Origin of the sequence: Coprococcus sp. RTP31081st1_H1_RTP31081_211007 (assembly GCF_040227275.1) — a bacterium.
Lineage (GTDB): Bacteria > Bacillota > Clostridia > Lachnospirales > Lachnospiraceae > Coprococcus > Coprococcus aceti.
The window spans coordinates 188677-204228 of the sequence record NZ_JBEHVP010000003.1 but is presented as its reverse complement, the minus strand read 5'-3'; the positions used below and the strand labels follow the sequence as shown (position 1 = coordinate 204228).

The window sequence follows — 15552 nt, the reverse complement described above, 5'->3', positions numbered from 1 at the left end:
CGCCGGGGGCTCGAACCCCGCACACCCTGATTAAGAGTCAGGTGCTCTACCAAATGAGCTAGCGGCCCGTATTTATTTGTTATGTTCGTCACAACAGAATAGATTATATATCAGTTCTGAGAATAATGCAAGTGTTTTTCTCATTTTTTTCAACTTTTCTGACATCCAGCAAATGATTTCAAACTGAGTGACAAAAAAATGGACCAGCCACAATTATATTGCAGTCAATCCACCTTGTAGTGGGCCGCCGGGGGCTCGAACCCCGCACACCCTGATTAAGAGTCAGGTGCTCTACCAAATGAGCTAGCGGCCCGTATTTATTATGTTGTGTTCGTCACAACAGGTTAGAGTATACATTAGTTTTTTTCATAATGCAAGTGTTTTTTTCAACTTTTTTCATTTTTATTTGTTCGGTATTACTCTGCTCCTATCCCATACCAAAATTACCAGTTATATATATTGTTTGAATATCATTTTCGCCTATGTTATTATTATAAGGTATGACTTTTTCAATAAAAAGAAGATTTTTACAATAAATAGATGGAGATTACTATGAGACTGAGAAATGTAAAAGGATCAAGAGAGACTATCGCAGCAAATGACTATGTAGTGCACAATGAAACAGGCATGAAGGGGCATTGGCATGAGTTATTTGACAACGATAACCCTATACATATTGAGATAGGCATGGGCAAGGGACAATTTATCATGGAGCTTGCAAGACGCAATCCTGATATCAATTACATAGGCATAGAGAAGTATTCAAGTGTCCTGGTGCGTGCCCTTGAGAAAAGAGAGCTTGAACCTGAGATGACGAATCTCTACTTTATAAGAATGGATGCCGAATATATAACTGACGTATTCGATACAAATGAAGTAGATAGAATATATCTCAATTTCTCGGACCCATGGCCAAAGGACAGGCATGCCAAGAGACGTCTCACATCTACACATTTTCTTGGTCTGTATGATCAGCTCCTCGCCCCTGAGGGAAGAGTTATATTTAAGACTGATAACAGAGGACTCTTTGATTTCTCTCTGGAACAGGTTCCCGAGGCAGGATGGATCCTTGAGAACTACACATATGACCTTCACAATTCAGAATACAACGAAGGCAACATCATGACCGAGTATGAGACCAAATTCTCAGCAATGGGAACACCTATCAACAGACTCGTCGCATACAGAGAAAAGAAATAAACGTTGATTTTGCATTTGTTGACACACAGTTTTTGGTATACTACAATGAAGATTACAGCAAATTTATTGAAAGGAGTTTCATCATGGATACATCTTCTATAGAAAGTCTCAAATTGGTGCGCAAGACCAATCAGGATCTGTTGAATTTCTTCAATGATTCATATATCAGCAAGCTTGAGCAGGTTCAGTCACTCAAAACTGAAGATTTTGAACTCAAGGCAAAGATAGACCAGCTTATAAAGACATTAGATGTATACTCCTTCAAGACAAGCACTGGTCACAATGTATTTTCACCATTCTCAGTAGACACCACCTCACAGCAGGAAAAGGCTACTCAGATAGAGCTTCAGTTAAAGGAGCTTCAGGATATGCAGCAGACTCTTCATCTTCAGATCAAAGAGGACGAAGAAGAAACCGCATTGCTTAAGAAGCGTATAACTGATCTATCCACCTCCAACAGACATATAGATGATCTTCTGACGGAGGTGACTGAGGAAGTATCTACTATTAATAATGAAGATACAACAGAAACAGACGGACCAGATACTGATTCCCTGACAGCAGCGGATCACGGAAAAAATATCCTCAGATTGTACCAATATGAGAAAAAACAGCTTGCGGACAGGATTCAATCCGACATCACAGATGTTCTTGACTCCAATTCACACAAGCTGGATGTACTGTCCTGGCTTATAAGATCAGATATCAACAGAGCTAAGGTCACACTCGAAGAGCTCACCTCATCAACGGCAAAACTTGCCGACCATGTAGATGAACTTGCCAATTCTCTCTCTGGAGAATCAGACAGCGAAGAGCCTGTATGGAATCATCTTGAGAAACTTTTCCAGGGTTACAAGGATGAACATCCTGAATGTGGCATATCATACGATATCAACTGTGCTGATTATGCCATGAATATTCCAGGTATTGTAGCTACATATCTTTTATCAATAACTAAAGATATTATGGACAACATATTTGTTCATTCAAATGCCAACAAGGTTTCAATCAAGATATATCTGAGCAGTAAGCTCATAGATGTATATATCAACGACAATGGCGTGGGTATAGACAACAATTATGATACCAACAGTCCATGGTACAGCAGTCTCCACAGAATCAAGGAGATCATATATCTGTTAAATGGAACTCTGAAGATCGATGGAGATTCAAAAACCGGAACAAATGTAAGATTTACTATTCCACTTGAATAATAACGTATCTGTTGAAAGACATATATTACTTAGTTTACAGGTTGGATATATTAAAGTAACAAAGTGCTATATTGTGTATATGTTGTTTTATCAACACATATATATTTCGAATAAAATAAACATAAAAGGAACATTATCATGAAAGAAAAAATTGCACAGCTTATCTCAAATAACGTAGAAGGAATCGAAATGTCAGATATCATGGCTTCAATCGAGATCCCACCACGCCCTGATATGGGTGATTTTGCATTTCCTTGCTTCAGACTGGCAAAGGTGCTCAGAAAAGCCCCAAATATGATTGCAGCCGATATAAAGGAAGCCATAGGAGATGTAGATTTCATCGAGAAGATCGATGTAGCAGGTGCATACCTGAACTTCTATATCAAGAAAGATGTATTTGTAAAGACAATGATAGAGGCAGCCAACACAGATGACTTCGGCAAATCCGATATAGGCGAGGGACAGACCATATGTATTGACTACTCATCTCCTAACGTTGCAAAGAATTTCCACGTTGGCCATCTCAGAACTACAATAATCGGTAACTCTCTTTACAAGATTCATTCCAAGCTTGGATACAATGTTGTAAGAATAAATCACCTTGGCGATTGGGGCACACAGTTTGGTAAGCTTATCGTAGCTTACAAGGCATGGGGTTCAAAGGAAGCTGTTGAGAAGGATGGAATCTCAGAGCTCATGAAGCTGTATGTGAAGTTCCATGAAGAGGCTGACAAGAATCCAGAACTTGTTGACGAGGCAAGAGCATGGTTCAACAAGATGGAAAATGGAGACGAGGAAGCACTCAGCATATGGCAGTGGTTCAAGGATATAAGTCTTGTTGAATACAAGAGAACATACAACCTCCTCGGAATGGATTTCGACTACTATCTTGGAGAGAGTTTCTATAGAGACAAGTGCCAGGCTGTTGTGGACAAGGTTAAGGCTGCCGGTCTTCTGAAGGAGAGCGAAGGTGCTATGATCGTTGATCTCTCAGATTACGATATGGCTCCATGTATCATAACCAAGAAAGACGGAAGCTCAATATACGCAACAAGAGATCTTGCTGCTATATTCTATAGAAAAGACACATATCACTTCTCAAAGTGCTTATATGTAACCGGTCAGGAGCAGAAACTTCATTTTGCACAGGTATTCAAGGTAGTTGAGCTTCTTGGAAACGAATGGGCAAAGGATCAGCTTGTTCACATTCCTTATGGTCTTGTAAGTCTTGAGGGAGCAAAGCTTTCTACCAGAAGCGGTAATATCATATACGCAGAGGATATTCTGAAGGATGCCATTGCAAAGAGTCTTGAGATAATCACCGAAAAGAGCCCAAATCTTCCAAACAAGGAGGATGTAGCCAAGAAAGTTGGTGTTGGTGCTGTTCTTTTCAATGACTTATATAACCAGAGAATCAAGGATGTATCATTTAGCTGGGATAAGGTTCTCAACTTTGATGGTGAGACAGGTCCTTATGTTCAGTATACACATGCAAGATGCTGCAGCGTTGTAAGACTTGCTGAGTCATTCGATCCATCAAAACCGGTTAACTACAGTCTCATTACAGAGCAGGATGCCATAGAGTTATTAAAAGAGATCAACAGATTCCCATCTGTGATCAAGGATGCTGCTGATAAGTATGAGCCATCTGTTGTAGCAAGATATGCAGTTGATGTTGCTCAGGCATTTAACAAGTTCTATAACTCAACAAGAATCAATGTAGATGATGTTGAGCTCAAGAATGCAAGAGTTATGCTCACATATCTCACTAAGAATACAATATCTGAGGCACTTAACCTACTTGGAATCGAAGCTCCAGAGGCAATGTAATCAGTGTTTCTTCTATATTAATATATGACCATATAACCTGGTTAAAGAAAAAGAGAATGTTTCACGTGAAACATTCTCTTTTTCTCATATATCTCCAGGAACCATTTTAAATTATATTGTCATAGATATTATTGTTTTTGATACTTTTCTCTAAATAATATTACTCATGATATTTCTGTTCTGAATATTATCTTCTAAACACTATCTTCCAGACATCATTGTTTCGAAATTATTATCCTAGATAATTTTGTTCTGAATATCTTTACTTCAGGTATTTTTTCTTATATCTGAATATTTTTAGGTATTCTTCTCTTGTTTTTCTAAGTTTTACAGTTTTCTTTGTGAAGAAATTGTTTATTACAATAACAAAATCATATTTCTAACCATATTACGTATTATATAATCTCTTCTGTTCTATTCCTTTATATACTTCTATATTCTACATTGCGTTTTTATGAATACAGAATCTTTAAAGCTGTTAATTAATAAATTATATGGTGATTTAAATAATTTCAATAAATAGATCATTTGTATATTTAATTTTGCTTTAATATTATATATATTTGAATGTTTCACGTGAAACTTTATGATAAACGTATTTCAACTCAAACTTCAGATATCACATACATTTGTTTTCTACACTTATAAATCTTTTACATCATGTTTGTCGTTTCTGCTACCTTATTATTCATTTACATTATTACAAAGTATTTTACAACTCAATTATCACTCCATGAACTACTTTTCTGATTTATTTGATAATATTCATGTTTCACGTGAAACATTTTCATCATTACATATAATATTTATATGTCTAAGTAATCCACATATAATAATTGTACTTTCTTGTCTATTATTCTGATTTTTCAAAGAATTTCCAGAACTTTCAAGCATAGTCAATACTTTACTTGCCTTTTTAACCATTAATTCAATTATAAAATGTTTCACGTGAAACTTTACCCATATAACGAATACAAAACATGCACCCACTGTTTATCAGATTTTACACAGTTTAATTGCCACTTTGTATACGATATTATCCATTCATTAGATAATAAAATGTTTCACGTGAAACATTTTATTAAACATCATATTTTTTCTGTATTTTGTAGAATTAGCACTTTATAAGTGCTATAATAGACAAGCACTATTTATAACATAAAATATCATCATATTTTATCTATATTAAATAAGCAAACAACAATGTTTCACGTGAAACATTCTTTTTTTGAATGAAAAGGAGACAAAATGGGCAGAATTATAGCGATTGCTAACCAGAAAGGTGGCGTTGGCAAGACAACAACAGCCATAAACCTTGCCGCATGTCTGGCAGCAAAGGGTAAAAAGGTTCTGGCCGTTGATATGGATCCACAGGGCAATATGACAAGTGGATTAGGTGTAGACAGGGATTCTCTTGAATACACAGTCTATGATATGTTGAGAAATGAGTGCAACATAGGAGAATGTATGCTCATAAACGTATATCCTGGTCTTAATCTCATTCCTGCCAACAGAGAACTGGCAGGTGCTGAGGTTGAATTTGTCGGAATGGAGGATATGCAGCACATTCTTAAGACACATATCAAGAAGGTAAAGAACAAATTTGATTACGTTATCATTGATTGTCCTCCTGCACTTGGAATGCTTACTGTAAATGCTCTTACAGCAGCAAATACGGTACTTGTACCTATTCAATGTGAATTTTTCGCACTGGATGGTCTCTCACAGTTGGTATACACTATCGAACTGATAAGGAAAAATCTGAACAGACTTCTTACTATAGAAGGTGTTGTATTTACAATGTTTGACTCAAGAACCAATTTATCAGTTCAGGTTGTTGAAAATGTAAAAGAAAACCTCAAACAACACATATACAACACAGTTATACCGAGAAATGTCAGACTTGCTGAAGCGCCAAGTTACGGAATGCCAATAATTGAGTATGATCCAAGATCAGCCGGAGCTGAGCATTATATGATGTTGGCAGATGAAGTTATAGAAAATGACTACTATAGATAATGGAGGGCTAATATGGCACAAAAAAAAGGTTTAGGAAGAGGTTTGAACGACCTTTTAGGCACTTCAGAGGCTTCAAAGCCGTCCCGAAGTAGAAGTAATCAGCAAAACTCCTCTGAAAACACAAGTAAAGAGGTAAAAACAGTAACCAAAGAGGTTGTGAAGGAAGTTGTAAAAGAGGTTGAACAGAAGATTAAAATCAATCTCATTGAGCCAAATAAGTCACAGCCAAGAAAGCAGTTTGATGAAGAGGCATTACAGGAATTATCTGATTCCATTAAGAAATATGGTGTTCTTGAGCCTCTGATTGTCACTAAAAAAGGCGATTATTATGAGATAATTGCAGGTGAAAGACGTTGGAGAGCTGCCAGAATGGCAGGAATAAAGGAAGTTCCTGTAGTTATACGTGATTATACTGACAAAGAAATAATGGAGATTTCTCTTATAGAGAATATTCAGAGAGAAGATCTGAATCCAATTGAAGAAGCTGAGGCTTATGAATCTCTTATATCGGAATATAATCTCAAGCAGGAAGAAGTTGCAGAGAGAGTATCAAAAAGCAGATCAACCATAACCAATTCTCTCCGACTTCTGAAGCTTTGCGAGGATGTAAGACAGATGGTCATGTATAATATGATATCAACAGGACATGCCAGAGCACTTATTCCTATAGAAGATCCCAAATTACAGTACGAAACGGCTGCAATTGTATACGATCAGAAGCTCAGTGTTAGAGAAACAGAGGCATATGTAAAGGCAATTCTGGAGAAAAAACCGGAAAAAGAGGAAAAACAGAAGCCTCAAAAGGATTTATCCGTCTTCTATTCTGATATAGAGAACAAATTAAAGTCAATTTTAGGTGCAAAGATAGCTATAAAGGCATCTAATAACGACAAAGGCAAAATTGAGATAAACTACTATTCTCAGGACGAGCTTGACCGAATAACAGAGATGCTTTACTCAATCAATAAAGAAATGATGTAGTAACCATCTGCATCATACATATGCACAATCAAGGAAGGACAATATTATAATGGAAAGTTCCATATTACAAAAAATAGGTATTGATCCTGCCTACATACTAATTGGTATGCTGGTTCTCATAATAGCCTTGTTTGTACTATTATTCATATTGATGGGCAATATTAAAAATAGAAACAAACAGATAAAAAGGCTGTTGAGCGGAACTCAGGCAGGTGATCTTGAAGATATTATCATGAAAAGATTCGCTGAGATGGATGCTGTAAAAAACAATTCCAAGCGACTCACAAAGGAACATAAGGAAATACAGAGTCATCTTTCAGCATGTGTCAGTAAAATTGGTCTTGTAAAGTATAATGCATTTGAAGGAATGGGTGGTAATCTAAGTTTTGCACTTGCTCTTCTGGATACAGAGAACAATGGTGTCGTACTCAACTGTATGCATACCAGAGAAGGCTGTTTTAACTATGCAAAAGAGATCATAGGTGGTGAAGCATATGTTGCACTGTCAGAAGAGGAAAAAGAGGCTATTGAACGAGCTAAAACCCTCGAGGATGAAATAGCTGAAAACAAACTAAAATAACCATATTTCAAAAAAATATTATACAAAACATGCAACGTACAAATGTGTATGAAACACATAAAATAGAAAAGCGTATAAAGCACAAAAGTATATAAAATACAAAAGCGTATAAAACAAAAAAGCGTATAAAACGTAAAATCGCTAAAACGATAAGAACAAGATTTATAAAATAAACAAGAAAATAAAAAGAAACAAAAACATGAAAATATATTATGTAGCTACATTATTATAATATATTTTCAAATAAATTTATATATTTAATAGGAGGATATCATGATTGATATTAAATTCTTAAGAGAAAACCCAGACGTAGTAAAACAGAATATAAAGAATAAATTCCAGAATGACAAACTTCCACTTGTCGATGAAGTAATAGAGCTTGACAAACAGGCTCGCGCTGCTCAGCAGGAAGCTGATACACTCAGAGCAAACAAGAATGCAATAGCAAAGCAGATCGGTGCTCTTATGGCTCAGGGAAATAAGGAAGAGGCTGAGGAAGTTAAGAAGCAGGTTGCTGAGACATCAGCAAGACTCAAGGAGCTTGAAGCTTTAGAGCCTGAGCTCAAGGAGAAGGTTAAGAAGATCATGATGATAATTCCTAACATCATTGATCCATCAGTTCCTATAGGAAAGGATGACTCAGAGAATGTAGAGGTTCAGAAGTATGGTGAGCCTGTTGTTCCTGACTTTGAGATTCCTTATCATGCAGATATCATGGAGGCACTTGGAGGAATTGACCTCGATTCAGCAAGAAAAGTTGCAGGAAACGGCTTCTACTATCTCATGGGCGACATAGCAAGACTTCACTCTGCTATTATCTCATACGCAAGAGATTTCATGATAGACAGAGGATTCACATATTGTATTCCACCTTTCATGATCAGAAGCAACGTTGTCACAGGTGTTATGAGCTTTGCTGAGATGGATGCCATGATGTATAAGATTGAGGGTGAGGATCTGTATCTCATCGGAACTTCAGAGCACTCAATGATCGGTAAGTTCATCGACACTATCATTCCTGAGGATGAGCTTCCAAAGACTCTTACAAGCTACTCACCTTGCTTCAGAAAAGAGAAGGGTGCTCACGGAATTGAGGAGAGAGGTGTATACAGAATCCATCAGTTTGAGAAGCAGGAAATGATCGTTGTATGTAAGCCTGAGGACAGCAAGATGTGGTTTGACAAGCTGTGGCAGAACACAGTTGATCTCTTCAGATCAATGGATATCCCTGTAAGAACACTTGAGTGTTGTTCTGGAGATCTTGCAGATCTCAAGGTTAAGTCTGTAGATGTTGAGGCATGGTCACCTCGTCAGAAGAAATACTTCGAGGTTGGAAGCTGTTCAAACCTTGGCGATGCACAGGCAAGAAGACTTCAGATCAGAGTAAAGGGCGAGGATGGCAAGAAGTATCTCGCTCATACACTCAACAATACAGTTGTTGCTCCACCAAGAATGCTTATCGCTTTCCTTGAGAACAATCTCCAGGCTGACGGAAGAGTCAGAATTCCAGAGAAGCTTCGTCCATACATGGGTGGAAAAGAGTATCTTGAGAAGACAGGAAAGTAATAATATAAATAAAAACATACAACAAGGGAGGTGTCGGAATGCATAGTTTTCTTCCATCTATAGGCTTTACTAACATAAAAAACAGACAGCAGCTTGAACCTATATACAGGCAGATTCTTGAATCGCCTGACAGGAAATTTATATCAACTATAAGTGCTGACACCTGTCTTGTACAATTCAGCAAAGACTTTGGGGAGAGATTTGGAATATCGCTTGTAGGTGAAATGTCAAAGGATGGCTCAATATCCATTGAGTATTATTTTCCTTACGTCACATCAAAGCTTTTGACCGATGACGAAAATATATACGTTGAGAAATATTCTGACAAGAGAGCATATGCCGGTGTTAGCAGTGATTTCAGTCTTGGAATGACTCTTATTTTCTTCATAACCAACATAGCAGACTATGAAAAATCATTGTGGATGAACAGATCAAACAAGTACTTTTCAAAGGCGTATTTTTCCGGTCTGTCAGTAAATGGTATGATCATTCTTGATGTGGATGATCACAGTGATAAAAATACATCCTACGGCAATGCAAAGAGAAGTAAACTCATCGAGGCTGCAAAGAAGGGTGATCCGGACGCAATAGAAAGTCTTACTCTTGAAGATATGGACACCTATAACACCATTGGAAGAAGGACTCACAAAGAGGATGTTCTGTCCATAGTGAAATCAAGCTTCATGCCTGTCGGTATTGAGACTGATCACTACGCAGTTATAGGAACTATCACATCATATATCGAGACAACCAACAGCTATACAAATGAATCGATATATCTGATTGATGTAGAAAGCAATGATCTGACATTTACCGTAGCGATCAACAAAAACCATCTTCTGGGTGAACCTGCTCCGGGAAGAAGATTCAAGGGTGATGTGTGGCTTCAGGGGCATATAGTTAATCCTTGACTATAAACTCTATAAATGTTACACTTATAATTGATGTGCATCTGTAGCTCAGCAGGATAGAGCGTCCGCCTCCTAAGCGGAAGGTCGTGGGTTCGAATCCCGTCAGGTGCACTATTTTTCACTAATAAATTTTCTAAAGGGACATGACTATGAATTATATTGTTATGGATCTTGAATGGAATCAAAGCTACAATGGGCATATGGGTGAACATCCACGTATGCCTTTTGAAATTATAGAGATTGGTGCCGTTAAGGTAGATAAGAATCTCAACATCATTGACGAATACTCAAGTCTTATCAAACCAAAAATTTATAAGAAATTACATTCAAAGATCAGAACAATTCTGAACTATGATGAGGATGACCTGAGTCTCGGAAGAGGATTCAAGGAAGTCTGTTCAGAATTTCTTGACTGGTGTGGAAAAGATTACATATTCTGCACATGGGGACCTATGGACCTCACAGAGCTTCAGACTAATATGGACTTTTATTATATGGACAAGCTTCCTAGGCCACTTAAGTTTCTGAATCTCCAAAGTATATATGCAAGCGTTACGAATACCTCAGGAATACCTCAGAGTATGAGTAAACTTGAAAAAGCGGTCAGTGAGATGAATATTCCGGAAAATGAACCATTTCACACAGCTCTCAACGATGCAAGATACACCGCACTTGTTATGAAAGAGATGAAAGCCAAGAATATAAATCAGCTTTACAGCTTTGATCTCTATATAACACCTAAGAATAAAGAAGAAGAGATTGAAGTATCTCATAATAACCAGTACGAATATATCTCAAGGGGTTTCAGAAATAAACATGCAGCACTGGATGATGAAAAAGTAACTCAGATTCGTTGTTACAAATGCAGCAAGAAGGTCAAGACACATATTGACTGGTTTGCAAATAGTCCATCATCGTACATGTGTGTTGGAAAATGCTGGATGCATGGTTATTTTTGTGGCAAGATAAAATTCAAATCTGTAAACAATAACTATTATGTTCACAAGACAATAAAACCTATCGACAAACAGGGTATAGAGGCAATTAAACAAAAACAGGAAGATATTCGTGAAAAAAGAAAAGAAAAAAGACATATGAAATCTTCAAACTAAAAAATAAAACAGCCATTTGAGGCTGTTTTATTTTTTTATGCTATTGGCTTTTTAGCAGCTCCCGCTTTTCTCGGGTACTTGTTGTCTGTATTTGCAATCTTCTTTACAAACACAAAGCTTCTCTGGTTATTGGTCTCCGGTATATTCGTATTAAATATGTTCTCGACCTGTCCCCCAAGAATCCTGATTGCTTTCTTTCCATCCCGCATCTCTTCCGGCAAAGCATTTGACTTATAAGATACAAAATATCCACCCGGCTTGACAAATGGAATACACCATTCCGACAGAGTTGCAAGATTGGCAACTGCCCTGGATACAGCCAGATCATATTTTTCTCTATGCATCTCATCTCTGCCTCCATCCTCTGCTCTTGAATGAACAGTGTGGATATCCTGCAGTCCAAGTTCATCTATAACTTCATCGAGGAACTTTAATCTCTTATTCAACGAATCCATAAGTGTTATATTCAGCTCTGGAAAAGCAATCTTCAGAGGAATTCCCGGAAATCCTGCACCTGTACCAACATCTATAACGTCAATATTCTCATGAAGATCTTTATACTTTGAAAGAAGCAGACTGTCAGCAAAATGCTTTATTATTACATCTTCCTTCTCAGTTATGGCTGTAAGATTCATTACCTTATTCCACTCAACCAGAATATCATAATATTTTGAAAATTGTTCTATCTGCTTATCACTCAATTCCAGACCAAACTGTTTTGTTATGGAATTTAATCTGTCCATATTGTTCTCCTTCAACAAATTATTCTGAATAACTTCTATACCAGTTTAGTCTCTACCCTTCATCTTGAGATACACCAGCAATACTGATATATCAGCCGGAGAAACTCCTGATATTCTTGACGCCTGTCCAATATTTTCAGGTCTGATGAGAGACAGCTTCTGTCTGGCCTCGATTCTGAGATTTGATATATCATTATAGTCAATATCTGCCGGCAGCTTTTTCTTCTCCAGCTTCTTAAACTGATTTACCTGCTGATTCTGTCTGTCTATATATCCCTGATATTTTATGGTTATATTTATCTGTTCTATAACATCATCCGGAAGTTTGGTTCTTCCCTCATCTATTGGATCAATCGCCTCATATGACAGTTCCGGTCTTCTTATAAGTTCTGCAAGAGATGCAGCAGTCTTAAGTCCTGTACTTCCAAGATTCTCAAGGAACTTCTGTATGGTTGAATTTGCTCCAACCATGGTGCTCTCAAGTCTCTGTATCTCATCCATTATCTGTTGTCTCTTCTTTGTAAATGCAGCATATCTCTTGTCATCTATAAGACCGATCTCATGTCCGATCTCCGTGAGTCTCAGATCAGCGTTATCCTGTCTGAGAAGAAGTCTGTACTCAGCTCTGGATGTCATCATTCTGTATGGCTCCGATGTCTCTTTTGTGACAAGATCATCTATAAGAACTCCTATATATGCCTGTGATCTGTCAAGAACCACCGCTTCTTTGCCCTGTACTTTTCTGGCAGCATTGATTCCTGCCATTATACCCTGGGCTGCAGCCTCCTCATATCCTGAACTTCCATTTATCTGGCCGGCACCAAAAAGTCCTGATACACTCTTAAACTCCAGAGAAGGTTTTAAGTTAATGGCATTTATACAATCATACTCGATGGCATAAGCATTCCTTATTATCTTTGCATTCTCCAGTCCCTTCATGCTGTGTATCATCTCATACTGAACGTCCTCAGGAAGAGAGCTGCTCATTCCACCCATATACATCTCATTCGTATATTCACCCTCAGGCTCAATAAATATCTGATGTCTGGTCTTATCAGGGAATTTCGTAACCTTATCCTCAATGGAAGGGCAGTATCTTGGTCCTGTACCCTCGATCACGCCTGAAAACAGAGGTGATCTGTCTATATTATCTCTGATTATCTCATGTGTCTTCTCATTTGTGTAACAGAGCCAGCATGATATTTGATCACGTCTTATATCCGCCTCAGTATTTGTAAATGAGAATGGAACTATCTTCTCATCGCCCTTCTGTTCCTCCATCTGAGAAAAATCTATCGTTCTTTTATCCAGTCTGGCAGGGGTTCCCGTCTTGAATCTTCTTATCTCTATCCCTGCATTCTTCATGGAATCTGACAAATAATTAGCTGCCATAAGTCCATTAGGTCCGGTGTGATATACGACATCTCCGTATATACATCTCGCCTTGAGGTATGTTCCTGTACACAGAACCACAGCCTTTGCAAAATAAGTTGCTCCCGAATATGTCTTTACACCCTTAACCACATTATCCTCGATAATAATTTCCGACACCTCTGCCTGTCTCAATGTGAGATTATCCGTATTCTCAAGGGTGTGCTTCATGGTTCTGGAATAATTTGCCTTGTCTGCCTGGGCACGAAGAGAGTGAACCGCCGGACCCTTAGACGCATTAAGCATCTTTGACTGAATATACGTCTTGTCTATATTCTTGCCCATCTCTCCGCCAAGTGCATCTATTTCCCTTACCAGATGTCCCTTAGAGCTTCCTCCTACATTCGGATTACATGGCATCATGGCCACACTGTCCATACTCACCGTAAAAATAATAGTATTCAGACCAAGTCTTGCACTTGCAAGAGCTGCCTCACATCCTGCATGTCCTGCCCCCACAACTACCACATCATATTCTTCATTCAAAACAGGCATACAAATGTCCTCCTTCCAGTACCTTATATCCTGCAATCTATTTTCCCATACAGAATTCCTTAAATATCTTATCAGCCAGATCATCTCTGGCAGTTTCACCTATTATCAAACCGAGATGTTCATACGCATCCATGAGATCAATGGAGAAAAAGTCTTCCTCCATTCCCATATCTATGCTTTCTTTAACCTTTAACAGCGCATTTTTGGTGCACACAAGTTCATTTTTGTGTCGGGTATTAGTGATATAAAGCTGATCATTATATGTCAGTGTACCCTCAAAAAACATCCTGTTCAGAAGCTCATACAATTCTTCACTGCCATCACCGGTCAGTGCTGACAACTGAATTATATCTGCATCTATATATTTCTTAATATCCGATTCGTCTATCTTCTTTTCCAGATCAGATTTGTTGAGTATCACAACAACATTCTTATCCTGTATTCTGGACATGATCCTGTGATCGTTCTCATCCAGGTCAATTGAACTGTCTACCACATAGAGCACAAGATCAGCTTTATCCACAGACTCTAATGCCTTATCCACACCTATCTTCTCAACTACATCATCTGTATCTCTTATTCCCGCAGTGTCAACTATGTTCAGAGTTATACCTCTTACATTTATCACTTCACTGAGCGTATCCCTGGTTGTGCCGGCCATATCTGTTACAATCGCCCTTTCTTCGCCCACAAACATATTCATCAGCGAAGACTTACCCGCATTCGGTTTACCAACAATAACCGTATTTATTCCCTCAGACAACACTTTTCCATTGTCAAATGTTGTCAAAAGGTTATCCACACTATCTACAAGGTTATCCACAATTATTTCTAACTTTTGTGGAAAACCATCCAGACTATAGTGTTCAGGATCATCCAAAGCAGATTCAATAAACGCCACATTGTACAGAATCTGTTCTCTCATATCAATGATCTTATCCCTAAGTCTTCCCTGAAGCTGCTCCACAGACGTTCTGGCTGCAAAGTCATTCTTTGCATTTATTATATCCATGACGGATTCTGCCTGTGACAGATCTATCCTTCCACCGAGGAATGCTCTCTTTGTAAATTCTCCAGGTTCGGCTGCCCTTGCACCACATTTTATTACCAGATCAAGTATCTTTCGGAGAACTACTATGCCTCCGTGACACTGAAGTTCACACACATCCTCACATGTGTACGTATGGGGAGCCTTCATGACCAGAAGTATAGCCTCATCTATCATTCTGTCATCCTCATACACACCACCAAATGCAGCAGTGTAAGATTTCATATTTACCGCTTTTTTATTTTTATTTGCAGCGCGGAACAACATGTCTGTTATCTCACATGCCCTGTCTCCGCTGATCCTTATTATTCCAACTCCGGCATTACTCATACCGGTGGTTATAGCTGCAATGGTATCTTCCTTGAACATATCTGTCTTACACTTTTCCTTTCACCGTGATTAAACAACCTATCTATGTAGTG

The 15552-nt window shown here is 38.0% G+C and carries 12 protein-coding genes and 2 tRNA genes; 10 read left to right on the top strand and 4 right to left on the bottom strand.

Going from position 1 to position 15552, the window contains the following annotated elements; translation table 11 throughout:
* Nucleotides 1-240: 240 nt before the first annotated feature.
* Nucleotides 241-313 (bottom strand) — tRNA-Lys (locus ABUA31_RS07410).
* Nucleotides 314-552: 239 nt separating this feature from the next.
* Here ABUA31_RS07410 and trmB point away from each other — a divergent pair.
* The 10 genes from trmB (at nucleotide 553) to ABUA31_RS07360 (ending at nucleotide 11413) form a co-directional block, all read left to right on the top strand.
* Nucleotides 553-1200 (top strand): tRNA (guanosine(46)-N7)-methyltransferase TrmB, encoded by a 648-nt coding sequence (gene trmB / locus ABUA31_RS07405; RefSeq protein ID WP_015534422.1) that lies wholly within the window; start codon nucleotides 553-555, stop codon nucleotides 1198-1200.
* Nucleotides 1201-1283: 83 nt separating this feature from the next.
* The gene (locus ABUA31_RS07400) at nucleotides 1284-2414 is read left to right on the top strand and encodes a sensor histidine kinase (protein WP_055272018.1); all 1131 of its coding nucleotides are present in this window, start codon (nucleotides 1284-1286) and stop codon (nucleotides 2412-2414) included.
* Between the two features lie 138 nt (nucleotides 2415-2552).
* Nucleotides 2553-4244: an arginine--tRNA ligase gene (gene argS / locus ABUA31_RS07395; RefSeq protein WP_118757905.1), complete on the top strand. Its 1692-nt coding sequence runs from the start codon at nucleotides 2553-2555 to the stop codon at nucleotides 4242-4244.
* 1248 nt (nucleotides 4245-5492) lie between these two features.
* The gene (locus tag ABUA31_RS07390) at nucleotides 5493-6263 is read left to right on the top strand and encodes a ParA family protein (RefSeq protein WP_022217394.1); all 771 of its coding nucleotides are present in this window, start codon (nucleotides 5493-5495) and stop codon (nucleotides 6261-6263) included.
* Nucleotides 6264-6275: 12 nt separating this feature from the next.
* Entirely contained in the window at nucleotides 6276-7244 is a 969-nt protein-coding gene (locus ABUA31_RS07385; protein ID WP_349819007.1) for a ParB/RepB/Spo0J family partition protein, read from the top strand.
* A 49-nt stretch (nucleotides 7245-7293) separates the two neighbouring features.
* Nucleotides 7294-7824, top strand: a complete 531-nt coding sequence (locus ABUA31_RS07380) for a DUF4446 family protein (protein ID WP_022217392.1) — start codon at nucleotides 7294-7296, stop codon at nucleotides 7822-7824.
* A gap of 273 nt (nucleotides 7825-8097) precedes the next feature.
* Nucleotides 8098-9390 (top strand): serine--tRNA ligase, encoded by a 1293-nt coding sequence (gene serS / locus ABUA31_RS07375; RefSeq protein WP_022217391.1) that lies wholly within the window; start codon nucleotides 8098-8100, stop codon nucleotides 9388-9390.
* A 38-nt stretch (nucleotides 9391-9428) separates the two neighbouring features.
* Nucleotides 9429-10301, top strand: a complete 873-nt coding sequence (locus ABUA31_RS07370; RefSeq protein ID WP_015534425.1) for a DUF3881 family protein — start codon at nucleotides 9429-9431, stop codon at nucleotides 10299-10301.
* A gap of 37 nt (nucleotides 10302-10338) precedes the next feature.
* Nucleotides 10339-10412 (top strand) — tRNA-Arg (locus ABUA31_RS07365).
* A gap of 38 nt (nucleotides 10413-10450) precedes the next feature.
* Nucleotides 10451-11413, top strand: a complete 963-nt coding sequence (locus ABUA31_RS07360; protein WP_022217390.1) for a 3'-5' exonuclease — start codon at nucleotides 10451-10453, stop codon at nucleotides 11411-11413.
* Nucleotides 11414-11448: 35 nt separating this feature from the next.
* Here the strand turns inward: ABUA31_RS07360 and rsmG are convergent, their stop codons facing one another.
* From rsmG to mnmE, 3 genes are read right to left on the bottom strand one after another with little or no spacing between them, the layout of a single operon-like run.
* Complete coding sequence (rsmG, locus tag ABUA31_RS07355) at nucleotides 11449-12156, bottom strand: 16S rRNA (guanine(527)-N(7))-methyltransferase RsmG (RefSeq protein WP_015534426.1); 708 nt, start codon at nucleotides 12154-12156, stop codon at nucleotides 11449-11451.
* A gap of 45 nt (nucleotides 12157-12201) precedes the next feature.
* Nucleotides 12202-14082 carry a tRNA uridine-5-carboxymethylaminomethyl(34) synthesis enzyme MnmG gene (gene mnmG, locus ABUA31_RS07350; protein ID WP_022217389.1) on the bottom strand — a complete coding sequence of 627 codons (1881 nt, stop codon included), beginning with the start codon at nucleotides 14080-14082 and terminating at the stop codon, nucleotides 12202-12204.
* Between the two features lie 37 nt (nucleotides 14083-14119).
* Nucleotides 14120-15499 carry a tRNA uridine-5-carboxymethylaminomethyl(34) synthesis GTPase MnmE gene (gene mnmE / locus ABUA31_RS07345; RefSeq protein WP_117549928.1) on the bottom strand — a complete coding sequence of 460 codons (1380 nt, stop codon included), beginning with the start codon at nucleotides 15497-15499 and terminating at the stop codon, nucleotides 14120-14122.
* Nucleotides 15500-15552: the final 53 nt, after the last annotated feature.

Coding starts and splice junctions, on each gene's coding strand:
- ABUA31_RS07360 (WP_022217390.1), top strand. CDS start 10,451: ATGAATTATATTGTTATGGATCTTGAATGGAATCAAAGCTACAATGGG.
- rsmG (WP_015534426.1), bottom strand. CDS start 12,156: ATGGACAGATTAAATTCCATAACAAAACAGTTTGGTCTGGAATTGAGT.
- serS (WP_022217391.1), top strand. CDS start 8,098: ATGATTGATATTAAATTCTTAAGAGAAAACCCAGACGTAGTAAAACAG.
- mnmE (WP_117549928.1), bottom strand. CDS start 15,499: ATGTTCAAGGAAGATACCATTGCAGCTATAACCACCGGTATGAGTAAT.
- mnmG (WP_022217389.1), bottom strand. CDS start 14,082: ATGCCTGTTTTGAATGAAGAATATGATGTGGTAGTTGTGGGGGCAGGA.
- trmB (WP_015534422.1), top strand. CDS start 553: ATGAGACTGAGAAATGTAAAAGGATCAAGAGAGACTATCGCAGCAAAT.
- ABUA31_RS07400 (WP_055272018.1), top strand. CDS start 1,284: ATGGATACATCTTCTATAGAAAGTCTCAAATTGGTGCGCAAGACCAAT.
- argS (WP_118757905.1), top strand. CDS start 2,553: ATGAAAGAAAAAATTGCACAGCTTATCTCAAATAACGTAGAAGGAATC.
- ABUA31_RS07380 (WP_022217392.1), top strand. CDS start 7,294: ATGGAAAGTTCCATATTACAAAAAATAGGTATTGATCCTGCCTACATA.
- ABUA31_RS07370 (WP_015534425.1), top strand. CDS start 9,429: ATGCATAGTTTTCTTCCATCTATAGGCTTTACTAACATAAAAAACAGA.
- ABUA31_RS07390 (WP_022217394.1), top strand. CDS start 5,493: ATGGGCAGAATTATAGCGATTGCTAACCAGAAAGGTGGCGTTGGCAAG.
- ABUA31_RS07385 (WP_349819007.1), top strand. CDS start 6,276: ATGGCACAAAAAAAAGGTTTAGGAAGAGGTTTGAACGACCTTTTAGGC.